This window comes from Peribacillus sp. TH27 (genome assembly GCF_016650915.1).
Taxonomy (GTDB): domain Bacteria; phylum Bacillota; class Bacilli; order Bacillales; family DSM-1321; genus Peribacillus; species Peribacillus butanolivorans.
Genome location: NZ_JAEKEV010000001.1, coordinates 1 through 11,569, shown reverse-complemented (window position 1 = coordinate 11,569; position 11,569 = coordinate 1). Strand labels below are relative to the sequence as shown.

The window sequence follows — 11,569 nt, the reverse complement described above, 5'->3', positions numbered from 1 at the left end:
TCCACAAACACCTTCTTTTTTCAACAATGGTATGACACTTTTTATAATTTTTTCTAAATTCCAATTAAAATTTATAATTTAAGGAAAATGAAACTCTGATACTTGCTGTTCCTGTACCTGATCCGATGAGTCCAATCGAATTTATATTGTTCATAGTAATAGATTTGACTTGACCTGCTGTGACTATAAATCCACCAACTGGAGTTCCATTTACAGAGAGAGCAGCCGTTGGTGAAGCTCCGATAATTCCGTTGTTTTCTACTACAATTGTTCCATTTATAATAAAAGGGGTAGCATCATTCCAAAGCTCTAAAGCTACCCCAGCTGTATTACTTAAATCAACAGTAAAACACACTGCATCATTTACACTCCCTAATAGACCATTACAACAATTCCCGAATTGCATCAATATTAATCTCCCTCCTAATTTATATTTAGAATAAATTCAGTGCCATATAATGTTGATAATATCTGTTTTTTGTTATTTAAGAGTTCAAAAGTGTATTAGTACTTCAAATATTATCCCTTTACTCTACTCTAATAATTGTTAGGGATGCACCTGTTGATCCTCCTGCTGATAAGAGAGTAGCTACTAAGAGTATACTGCTAGATAATTGCAATGAAATTGTGTCACCAGCAGTTAGGTTTACAATGACATCATTATTAAAGATTGAAACGCTTATAACTGGTCTTAATATAGAACCTGGAATTGGAGTAGTACCATTTAGTAAAATTCTTGAACCAGCTCCTAGTCCGAGTGCAGCTGTTGTATTAATTTGATAGGTAATGTAGTAACGGCCGGTTACTGGGACAGTGAAAATGGTGTTTGCACCATTAGTTACAAAACTATCTAAGTTTTGATTATTGGGAAGGGGAATACTGGTAGCGCCTCCGAGAGCTACCGAAATCACAGTACCTACTGTATTAGAGGCAAACATAGAATTAGCAGTTACACTTGGCCCTTGAATTTCTCCTGAACAACATTTTCCCAGTGGCCCACAAAAATTAAGGTTGTTCGTCAACTTTTGTTCTCTCCTTTGTTAATAAAAAGTACAAACCCTTTTTATAAGGTATTCTTCTTTTTAGGATAGGAAACTTTGTATTTTTTCACTTTCGTTAGAACGTATGATTATTAAAATGATCTTACATTTAAAAGGCCGCCAATTGGCGGCTTTTTATGGCGCTAACACACCGTTAGTTGAAGAAGAATTTTTTGTCGCGAAAAGGAAAACATATTTCCAAACAGTATGTCCCATCAACTGTTCCTTCTCCTTCATGAGATACAATTATAGAAACAGCATCTTCTACAGTTGCCGAAAGTGAGTTTCCTTTTGGGATATTAAGTACAACAGGAATTTTCCCCATACGAATCACAACAACTCGAAGGGAAACTGAACTAGAGGAGCTATTGAAAAAGGATGCAGTGACAATCGTTTTTTCATCCAATCCTTTTTTCCAAATGTTCAAATCGCGAACATCATGATTTAAATGTATATTTCCACAAGTTTTTGTACAAACGATTTCAATATCGCAAAATGGTTTAGGAAAGCATTTATATTCAGGTGGACAGGGTGGTTTTGGGGGTTTCGGCTTCTTTTTTTCTTTTTTTTCACAATTACATTTCTTGTTCTTCTCTTTTCCCACAAAGGATTCCTCCTTTCTTTACAAAGGTGTTTGAGCTTGTTCACTCTATATTTAATTCTTTTTTTTAGAGAATGCTTGTACATCTGTGGAATTATAGTGAAATTAGCACAGTTATCAACTAGAAAGGACTATATTTTTCGATAAAGAGTTGAGTATTTTTTATTTAACTTGAATGTACGATAATATAAAGAATCGCACATTCAAAAGGCCGCCAATTGGCGGCCTTCTTATGGCGCTAACGCATCCGTTAGTAAGCGAACTCCATATATTTTTCTTTTTCGCGTATGTTTGAATTAAAGTGTGACAATAATTGGACCATTTTTAGTAAGGATAATCGTATGTTCCAATTGAGCTACATAGCTTTTTTCTGTGGCATAGGTCCAACCGTCTTCTTTTTGTAATGCTTCTTCTTCAAAGGTTGAGATAAATGGTTCGAATGCGATAACCATCCCTTCCTTTAATATTTCATTATCCCATGGATCATAATAATTACAAATATGGTCAGGTGCTTCGTGTATTCTACGTCCAACACCATGTCCTGTAAGGTTTTTGATAACAGTGAATCCATGCTGTCTCGCTGTTTCGAATACTGCTTTTCCGATTCTACTTTTTTTGGAACCGGGTTTTGCTTTCTTAAGACCTGCTTCAAATGCCTTTTTAGCAACGTCGCATATTTTGGTTAATACTGCTTCTCCTTCGCCTACTACAAACGAGATTCCTGTATCTGCGAAATAACCGTTTTTGGAACCAGAAACATCTATATTTACTAAATCTCCTTCATGAATAACCCGAGGACCCGGAATGCCATGTGCCACTTCTTCATTAACACTAATGCAAGTATAGCCAGGAAAATCATATTCACCTTTTGGGGCTGAAACTGCACCTGCTTTCTCTAAAAGCTCTCCGGCTATATCGTCAAGTTCTTTGGTCGTTATGCCAGGAATTGTTCTTTGTACCAATTCATCTCTAATGGAGGCAACAATTTTGCCAATTTCCTTCAAACCATTAAAATCTTCTTCTGTTTTTGCAACCATTTTTCTTCACCTCATTTTTTTTCATAGACTCTGCAATTAATTCCTTCTATGCCATAACATCTGCCACCAGATTTTCTTAATCATAACATTCAAAAGCCTTGATTGTATCATACTTTTCCACTTGAATTTGAATGTATGATAATGCTAAGAATCATACGTTCAAAAGGCCGCCAATTGGCGGCCTTCTTATGGCGCTAACGCACCCGTTAGCCAACCATGCAGCGCACAACCAGCGCTGCACCACAGAGAATGAAAATGGTGGAAAACCGTCCATACTGATTCTATGGCTGGGTGAGGAAGGTCGATGAACTATGGTGCCATTAGAGCCCATCCGTTAGTCTGACTCCAACGACCTCGGTGCATCACAGACTGTCGCTCCCTTACGGGAAGCACTCATGGTAGATTAATCCTATTCTGGTTTTTGCACCAGCCTCTAATTTTTTGCCATAGAAAGGATGGTTTCAATGGAAGTAATCATTGAACGAGTATGCGGAATGGATGTACATAAAGATAACATTACCGCCTGCATTATGACCCCCGAAGGAAAGGAGATTCAAACATTTTCTACAAAAACGGTGTTTTTAATTCAACTGATGGATTGGATTAAATCACATGGTTGCACTCATGTCGCTATGGAGAGCACAGGTGTGTTTTGGAAGCCTATCGTGAACTTAATTGAGGCTGAAGAAATGGAGTTTTTAGTTGTTAACGCACAACATATGAAAGCAGTCCCTGGTCGAAAAACAGATGTCAAGGATGCTGAGTGGATCGCTCAACTTCTTCGTCATGGTTTATTGAAGGCAAGCTTTATCCCTGATCGAAATCAACGAGAATTGCGTGAGCTTGTTCGGTATCGTAGAAGTATTATTGAAGAACGAGCCAGACAGCATAATCGAATTCAAAAGGTGCTTGAGGGTGCAAATATCAAATTAGGCTCTGTCGTATCGGATATTATGGGTGTTTCATCAAAGGACATGCTTCATGCGATCGCATTTGGTGAGGATGATCCTGAGAAACTAGCAAACCTTGCGCGACGTTCGATGAAGAAGAAAAAAGATGATTTAATCCTTGCCCTGAATGGGTATGTGAATCCTCATCAACGCATGATGCTTAAATCGATTCTAACTCATATTGATTTTCTGACTGAACAGATTGAAAACCTCGATCAAGAGGTTGCCCAAAGAGTTAGTGTGTATCAAGAAGACATAGAACGACTGGATTCAATACCTGGGATTGCCACTCGAATGGCAGAACAAATTCTAGCTGAAATCGGAACGGACGTTGAAAAACAGTTCGAAAGTGCAGCCAGATTATGTTCATGGGCCGCCCTCGTACCAGGACACAATGAAAGTGCAGGAAAAAGGAAATCAACCAGAGGCAAAAAGGGAAATAAATATTTAAAATCTGCTTTAACTGAGGCTGCTCATTCAGTTGGTGCCTCCAAAAACTATCTTGGCGCTCTATACAGACGGACAGCTGCGCGAAAAGGAAGAAAACGAGCTGGAATTGTCGTTGCCCACGCCATGTTAAGAATTTCTTATTATCTTTTAACAAGGAAAGAAATGTATGTAGACTTAGGCGAAGATTATTTTGATAAGCAAAAGCAAGCTTCCATTGTACGAAATTCGGTCCGAAGGTTAGAAAACTTAGGATATACCGTAAATATATCAGAGGCATCCTAACCACCGATTTATTAGGAGATCTAATAGGGCGCTGCTTTTTTTCAAAAAAATTGAAGCTTGCGTTTTATTTAATATGGTCTTTTTTCTTATTATTAGTGTTTAATTTTCATGGTAGTTCAAGAAGGATCAGCTTCTATAAACTGTTCATAATACTTTATAGGGTTACTTATTTTGTTTTCAATGAAAAATTCAGCCTGGTTTTTAACCATATCAATATAGTCACTATCAATTTGACCCTTACGAGTATTCTCAACACTGCCTTCAACCTTAACATAATTTGATTGTACATTTACAATTACCGTCATTATTTTTGTATCTTTAAACGAAACTGTTCCAATAACTTCTTTATTTTCTAAATCAACAGAAGGATAGTCCACTGTTATCCCAGAGGATTTGTACACAGTAAACCCTGGTATTGGTACCATTGGTCTAATATATTTAAATGTAATATAAAGACCAATGCCAACAATCGGTATCAACAAAATTTTCAAGACAAGCGAACCACCCATTACTGTCCTCCTAACAACAATTCTCTTTCCTAAATAATACCATAAAGTTAAAGTTCCTTCTTCAACTAAACTGCCCCGTTAGTGCCATAAGAAAAAGGCTGCCGCAGCAACCCCTTTTAGTCCACCACCTTATTTTCATACACCTATATATTTCTTCTGATATTTTCTGTTTCATTTAATTCATTAGCTTATAACCTACAATGAAAATTCTTATCAAAAATGTGAGCGTGTTAATTTTAAATGATATATATCTATTTTTGATACTCCCTTACAAAAAATTGTTAAATATTTACTTATATAGTAAAATAGTAAAATATATACAAATAAATGGAGGGGATTATATTGAAGTTGAAAAGGTCATTATTGATAACAGCATTAGGTTTATCCATATTAAGTTCTGCTACGGGAGCAAGTGCCGCAGAAACTGAAGGTTTGGTAAATTCACAAGAAAAATCATTTACTCAAGTACCCGATGGTACAGGTGGTTCCATCCTAGCAAAGAATAAGGTTCACGGTAAGTTAACTACACATTCACCTTTTGGAGGTGGAGCCTATGCAGTAGCTAAATCATCCTCTAATAAGATACAGGATTATATTTACGCACGAGCTAAAACCTTTAATGGTGATGGATCTTTAATCAAAACTAATTCGGCAAGTTCTAAAAAGGCGGACTATATTGGAGTTAAAACAATGAACGGAACAGCATACTTTGGGAATGATTGGGCTGTTGGGACTCATATTTTTAAACTTAAAGGGTATAAAGATATTACTGGTCAAACAAAGGCATATTGGTAATAAAAAGAATGAAGAGATATGCTCATTGCATATCTCTTTTAATTAGGAGAAGATTGGTCTATGAAAAAATACTACATTACTGCGTTATCTGTTTTGGTATTGCTTGGAGTTTTTTACTGGTTTTTTTCTTCATCTCCAACTAAAGAATTAAGCACTTCTAACGTTGTTGATATTGAAAAAGAACGCGAACTAACGAATGCGGATGAGTATGGTTCGATTGGGTATGGTTTGGAAAATTTGAAAGGGAAACTTATAGATCAAGGAAGTACACTTAATAGTAAAGACAATGAAGTAACAGTTGTTGCCTCAGTAGACAACGACATAGATGAAGACAGAAAGTATACTTTACTTATTTTTGAAGATTATAAACAAGTAAAATTCAAAGCTGAAAATAAGGAGCAGGAAGTAAATAAATTTTTCTTTGAAATGAAACCTAACAGCTCCATAAACTTCAAAGTTTCTGTTCCTATTCGTTCCGACTCCAGTGAATTGACTTTTGTAATCGTGCAAAAGCCAGAGTATAAATTGAAGGAACTCGATCTAATTAAGGCAGGAATTTTAGAACAAGTTTTAAGTATGCGGTATTCCGTCAACAAAGCTGACAGCAGCGAAAATGTAAAAAAAGTAAAGGAAGTAAAACCTGATGCTATTGTAAAAGATGGGTTAAATGAAAATGTATTTATCACAAATAGTCAGGAAAAGTTGCAATCAATTATGACTGAAAAAGAAGGCAAGAAGCTTAAGCTCTCTGCCGGAAATGAAACGAATGATGAGCTCAGATATGCCGTCATAGCTTTAAAAGATTGGGAGCAAGTTGCAGTTATAGATAACACAGAAGTCTTATATACAACTATTCCTCCAGAAACTAGATATCTTTTTGATTTTAAACTACCGGAAGTTGAAAACGAAAATAATTTCCAATTCATCGCCTTTCCGTTTCCTTATGAAGTATCTGCTGATAATTATGAGAGTCAACTAGCTTTTGGTTCCTTTAGAGTAGTTATTCAAGAAAAAGAATAAGATTATCAATGGAAGGGAAGAATCGGATTGTCTACTATAATTAATATATTAAGTTTCGCGGGTATAGTTGGATTTATAGTTTTTCTAGCCATAGTAAAAACTATAAAAGATAATTCCAAAAGGTAGTTGTTTTTTTAAGCAATCGTATCAAACGTGAATTCATCAGGAACACGCATCGAATGCTAAATCCCTTATATTTGTGGAAATCGAATAAGATGTATAGAAAGGGTACCTCCAGCATTTCGGAATCCAGTACGTTAAGCAAATCCCAGCAAAAAAAATCCCTTTCCTGTACGTTAGGAAAGGGATTTTTTTATTTCTCTTATTGTGCTAAGGCATCTGTTGATAAAAGAATCAACTGTTGCTTTGAAATAAAGATTGATCAAATTGGATTCTTTTCTATTGATTTTGTTTACAGTTTTTATAAAATAGTTTGATTATTTTTAGTGAACCTTAATGAACTAAAGCACCCGTTAGCCAACCATGCAGCGCACGACCAGCGCTGCACCACAGAGAATGAAAATGGTGGAAAACCGTCCATACTGATTCTATGGCTGGGTGAGGAAGGTCGATGAACTATGGTGCCATTAGAGCCCATCCGTTAGTCTGACTCCAACGACCTCGGTGCATCACAGACTGTCGCTCCCTTACGGGAAGCACTCATGGTAGATTAATCCTATTCTGGTTTTTGCACCAGCCTCTAATTTTTTGCCATAGAAAGGATGGTTTCAATGGAAGTAATCATTGAACGAGTATGCGGAATGGATGTACATAAAGATAACATTACCGCCTGCATTATGACCCCCGAAGGAAAGGAGATTCAAACATTTTCTACAAAAACGGTGTTTTTAATTCAACTGATGGATTGGATTAAATCACATGGTTGCACTCATGTCGCTATGGAGAGCACAGGTGTGTTTTGGAAGCCTATCGTGAACTTAATTGAGGCTGAAGAAATGGAGTTTTTAGTTGTTAACGCACAACATATGAAAGCAGTCCCTGGTCGAAAAACAGATGTCAAGGATGCTGAGTGGATCGCTCAACTTCTTCGTCATGGTTTATTGAAGGCAAGCTTTATCCCTGATCGAAATCAACGAGAATTGCGTGAGCTTGTTCGGTATCGTAGAAGTATTATTGAAGAACGAGCCAGACAGCATAATCGAATTCAAAAGGTGCTTGAAGGTGCAAATATCAAATTAGGCTCTGTCGTATCGGATATTATGGGTGTTTCATCAAAGGACATGCTTCATGCGATCGCATTTGGTGAGGATGATCCTGAGAAACTAGCAAACCTTGCGCGACGTTCGATGAAGAAGAAAAAAGATGATTTAATCCTTGCCCTGAATGGGTATGTGAATCCTCATCAACGCATGATGCTTAAAACGATTCTAACTCATATTGATTTTCTGACTGAACAGATTAAAAACCTCGATCAAGAGGTTGCCCAAAGAGTTAGTGTGTATCAAGAAAACATAGAACGACTGGATTCAATACCTGGGATTGCCACTCGAATGGCAGAACAAATTCTAGCTGAAATCGGAACGGACGTTGAAAAACAGTTCGAAAGTGCAGCCAGATTATGTTCATGGGCCGCCCTCGTACCAGGACACAATGAAAGTGCAGGAAAAAGGAAATCAACCAGAGGCAAAAAGGGAAATAAATATTTAAAATCTGCTTTAACTGAGGCTGCTCACTCAGTTGGAGCCTCCAAAAACTATCTTGGCGCTCTATACAGACGGACAGCTGCGCGAAAAGGAAGAAAACGAGCTGGAATTGTCGTTGCCCACGCCATGTTAAGAATTTCTTATTATCTTTTAACAAGGAAAGAAATGTATGTAGACTTAGGCGAAGATTATTTTGATAAGCAAAAGCAAGCTTCCATTGTACGAAATTCGGTCCGAAGGTTAGAAAACTTAGGATATACCGTAAATATATCAGAGGCATCCTAACCACCGATTTATTAGGAGGTCTAATAAGGCGCTGCTCTTTTTCAAAAAAATTGAAGCTTGCGTTTTATTTAATATGGTCTTTTTTCTTATTATTAGTGTTTAATTTTCATGGTAGTTTAAGTACATTTCTTCACAAACTTATATTAGTTCACAACTAAGATTTAAGAACATAATTAATAAATTCTGTTTTTGCTTTAGTGTACGCTTCACGATCATTGCTATATTTTTTTGCTAAATTTCTTTTAAGAATAGCGTATTCATCAATAAACTGCTGATTAGTCCGTAATAAATCACGAAAAAGTAGCTGATTATCCCACCGTTCTACTCCCTCAAGTAAAATATGTAAATGTACTACTCGTTTGTCGTTAATTACTTTCACAAAAAACCTTTGCCAAGGTCGATTGTCTAAGTTAGGTGGTACATAATTCCAGTCGTGATTAGCTAACAATGAAGATATTTCTTTTATTTTTTGAAATGAATCAATTTTAGCCATTAAATCAATGATTGGTTTAGCTGGTAAATTTGGAATAGATGTACTTCCATAATGTTGAATTTCCGTTATGCCGAAAGTTGAAAGAAGATTAAGAAGAAGTGCTTTTTCCTGATTACCTTTTTCTACCCACTTGGGATTTGGTTCGACAATGTCTATTGTCTCATTAGCCCAAACGGGCCATGTGCTTTCATCATGAATATCTTTCATTTTACTCTCCCTCAAGATTTTAATTTTTTCAGATTCAGAAAAATCTTTGTACCTGCATTCTTTTACAAACCTGCGCTGCCTTAAAGACAGCTCCGATCTTCAGCTAACGCACCCGTTAGCGAAATAAGAACTTTTTACCTTCTAACGAATAATGAGTATTCTATTGGATTTTCGAATCCTAATCTTTCAGCCAGCTTTATCGACGCAAAATTGTTAACATCACAATCCCAGTTGGGTTTCAAATTTCTTTCAATACAATGTTCAATGAATATTTCTGCAACATATTGAGCTAAGCCCATTCCTCTATACTTATTTTGAGTTGCAATATCAATTTCAGCAAATTGTGATGAACTAAATATAGATGTACACTCACTTACAACGGTATCATTATGTACCAAACAATACCCAAAACCATTCTCAAGAAAATTTGATACTGAACCCCAATATTCATTATAATAAGATTCATTAAATTCTAGACTATCAGTAATTATTTTTTCATCTATTCTCTTTACTTTAAAATCTTTAGGGAGTTTTTCTTTTTTTATTGTTGAGTATGTATCCTTATTAAAATGAAAAGAATATCTATGCATTTGTCTTAACTCTTTTTCAAACAACTTATTTATAACTTGATCCCATTCTTTTGATGGAGAAAACAAAGTGAATCGCTTTTTATCATTTTTTCTGCTTCTATAAATTTCTAAAAATATGCTGTCAAAACCATTGTTCATTTCGTCTCCACCAATAACAAAAATACCTGAATCAGTTCCAATTAAAACTGTTTTCTTCAATTCATCCATATAGACCTGTCCAGGAATATAATTATTTAATACAGAGTAAGCAAATGTAGGATAAGTTTCTTTATCCTTATTTTCCAGTAAATTCATGGCCTTTTTAAATTCATTATTCATACACTGATTCCCCCTTTGTTTTTTGATTATTCATCATACATGTCGTACTTTCCTTCTTCCACTAACCTGCCCCGTTAGTTCATTAAGAAAAGCCATTCTTGAATAAAAAATCGCTAAGCTGAAAAATGATTATTTTGGTTATTACTCTCATAAATTCTTGAACTACTTCCCCAAGGATGGTATCCGTCACCTATATAAGTGAATCCATATTTTTCATAGTATCCAATGTGATCAGTACAAAGGAAAACTTTATTGAATCCTGCTTTTTCGGCATCAGCCTTAGCACGTAAAAGTAGCTCTTTACCTAAAGATCTACCACGATAGCTATTTTCAATATAAAGAGCACATATCCAAGGCCATAAATCCATCCGACTAATAAAATCATTGCTAATAAGACCTGCGCAGCCAATAATTTCACCATAATCCTCCATTAAATACCAAATAGGAAACGGACTATCCGTTGTTATGCTGTGTGTAATACAGTCCTCATATACTTTCATACTGTTTTCGTTTGCCCATTTGCACTGAAAATATTTAATTGCTTTTTCTTTATACTCGGGATGTTCTCTAACGCTAATAATTTGCATATGACTTTCCCTTCGTTATCTTATTTTAAATAAATTTTTAGGCGCGATCCTTACTAGAGGATCGCTACACCCGTTCATTAAATTAATGTATTTAATTAGATTTTTATTATTTTATCTTCATCCCATATACGTTCCAAGATCACTTCATTATTAATACAGTTTATTTGAAAAACGTCAGGATTACTAAGGTTTTTCCAACACTCGAAATCAAAGTCACTATTATAATTCTTTAAAAGTAAGGATATTATATTTCCGTGACTGACGATTACTGTGTTTTCAGTCCCACTTTTAAAGACTTCTTCTACAACATTTACAATTCGCTTCTTCGCTTCTTGACTTGACTCTCCTCCTTCAAATTTTAATTCCATATCATTAAATGTTGCTTTTAGTTTTTCATACCAATCAGGTAAGTCCGTTGTGCTTAGTGTTCGTTCTGAGAGGCGTTCATCAATCTCTATTTTAATATTTGTTTTCTCACTTAATGGTTTTACTGATTGAATAGCACGCAAAAACGGACTTGATATTATTCGGTCAATTTTTGCATTACTGAAGAAATCAACTAAATATTTCGCTTGTTTCGAACCTTTTTCTGTTAATTGAGATTCCGAAGGTTGCCCCTGTGCTTCGCAATGTCTGACAATGTAAATCTTCTTTAGCATACAGATCCTCCCACATAAGTAGTAAATACTAGTTTCTATTTTTGTCTGTAATTTCCTTCTTGAACTAAACTGCCCCGTTAGT

At 35.7% G+C, this 11,569-nt stretch carries 13 protein-coding genes; 4 read left to right on the top strand and 9 right to left on the bottom strand.

Going from position 1 to position 11,569, the window contains the following annotated elements; translation table 11 throughout:
- Positions 1 to 64: 64 nt before the first annotated feature.
- The 4 genes from JFU24_RS00065 to map form a co-directional block, all read right to left on the bottom strand.
- On the bottom strand, positions 65 to 409 hold the full coding sequence (locus JFU24_RS00065; protein ID WP_397443461.1) for a DUF3992 domain-containing protein: 345 nt from the start codon (positions 407 to 409) through the stop codon (positions 65 to 67).
- 118 nt (positions 410 to 527) lie between these two features.
- The gene (locus JFU24_RS00060; RefSeq protein WP_242485209.1) at positions 528 to 1,022 is read right to left on the bottom strand and encodes a BclA C-terminal domain-containing protein; all 495 of its coding nucleotides are present in this window, start codon (positions 1,020 to 1,022) and stop codon (positions 528 to 530) included.
- Between the two features lie 172 nt (positions 1,023 to 1,194).
- Positions 1,195 to 1,644 carry an S-Ena type endospore appendage gene (locus JFU24_RS00055; protein WP_201225403.1) on the bottom strand — a complete coding sequence of 150 codons (450 nt, stop codon included), beginning with the start codon at positions 1,642 to 1,644 and terminating at the stop codon, positions 1,195 to 1,197.
- 293 nt (positions 1,645 to 1,937) lie between these two features.
- Positions 1,938 to 2,678 carry a type I methionyl aminopeptidase gene (map, locus tag JFU24_RS00050; protein WP_201249220.1) on the bottom strand — a complete coding sequence of 247 codons (741 nt, stop codon included), beginning with the start codon at positions 2,676 to 2,678 and terminating at the stop codon, positions 1,938 to 1,940.
- A 464-nt stretch (positions 2,679 to 3,142) separates the two neighbouring features.
- On the opposite strand from map, the gene JFU24_RS00045 reads away from it, so the two are divergent.
- The gene (locus JFU24_RS00045; protein WP_201249219.1) at positions 3,143 to 4,360 is read left to right on the top strand and encodes an IS110 family transposase; all 1,218 of its coding nucleotides are present in this window, start codon (positions 3,143 to 3,145) and stop codon (positions 4,358 to 4,360) included.
- 116 nt (positions 4,361 to 4,476) lie between these two features.
- On the opposite strand, the gene JFU24_RS00040 is transcribed toward JFU24_RS00045, so the two are convergent.
- Positions 4,477 to 4,869 carry a hypothetical protein gene (locus JFU24_RS00040; protein WP_201249218.1) on the bottom strand — a complete coding sequence of 131 codons (393 nt, stop codon included), beginning with the start codon at positions 4,867 to 4,869 and terminating at the stop codon, positions 4,477 to 4,479.
- A 342-nt stretch (positions 4,870 to 5,211) separates the two neighbouring features.
- Here JFU24_RS00040 and JFU24_RS00035 point away from each other — a divergent pair, with 342 nt between their 5' ends.
- From JFU24_RS00035 to JFU24_RS00025, 3 genes are all read left to right on the top strand, one after another.
- A complete protein-coding gene (locus tag JFU24_RS00035) occupies positions 5,212 to 5,664 on the top strand; it encodes a hypothetical protein (protein ID WP_201225388.1) in 453 nt (150 codons plus the stop codon).
- A 60-nt stretch (positions 5,665 to 5,724) separates the two neighbouring features.
- Positions 5,725 to 6,684, top strand: coding sequence for a hypothetical protein (locus JFU24_RS00030; protein WP_201225386.1), 960 nt, complete (start codon positions 5,725 to 5,727; stop codon positions 6,682 to 6,684).
- 731 nt (positions 6,685 to 7,415) lie between these two features.
- Positions 7,416 to 8,633, top strand: coding sequence for an IS110 family transposase (locus tag JFU24_RS00025; protein WP_201249217.1), 1,218 nt, complete (start codon positions 7,416 to 7,418; stop codon positions 8,631 to 8,633).
- 154 nt (positions 8,634 to 8,787) lie between these two features.
- Here the strand turns inward: JFU24_RS00025 and JFU24_RS00020 are convergent, their stop codons facing one another.
- The 4 genes from JFU24_RS00020 to JFU24_RS00005 all read right to left on the bottom strand — a co-directional run bounded on the left by JFU24_RS00020 (position 8,788) and on the right by JFU24_RS00005 (position 11,487).
- The gene (locus tag JFU24_RS00020) at positions 8,788 to 9,333 is read right to left on the bottom strand and encodes a GrpB family protein (protein ID WP_201249216.1); all 546 of its coding nucleotides are present in this window, start codon (positions 9,331 to 9,333) and stop codon (positions 8,788 to 8,790) included.
- Between the two features lie 134 nt (positions 9,334 to 9,467).
- Entirely contained in the window at positions 9,468 to 10,241 is a 774-nt protein-coding gene (locus JFU24_RS00015) for a GNAT family N-acetyltransferase (RefSeq protein ID WP_201249215.1), read from the bottom strand.
- A gap of 113 nt (positions 10,242 to 10,354) precedes the next feature.
- On the bottom strand, positions 10,355 to 10,828 hold the full coding sequence (locus JFU24_RS00010; protein ID WP_201225380.1) for a GNAT family N-acetyltransferase: 474 nt from the start codon (positions 10,826 to 10,828) through the stop codon (positions 10,355 to 10,357).
- A 95-nt stretch (positions 10,829 to 10,923) separates the two neighbouring features.
- The gene (locus JFU24_RS00005; protein ID WP_201249214.1) at positions 10,924 to 11,487 is read right to left on the bottom strand and encodes a histidine phosphatase family protein; all 564 of its coding nucleotides are present in this window, start codon (positions 11,485 to 11,487) and stop codon (positions 10,924 to 10,926) included.
- Positions 11,488 to 11,569: the final 82 nt, after the last annotated feature.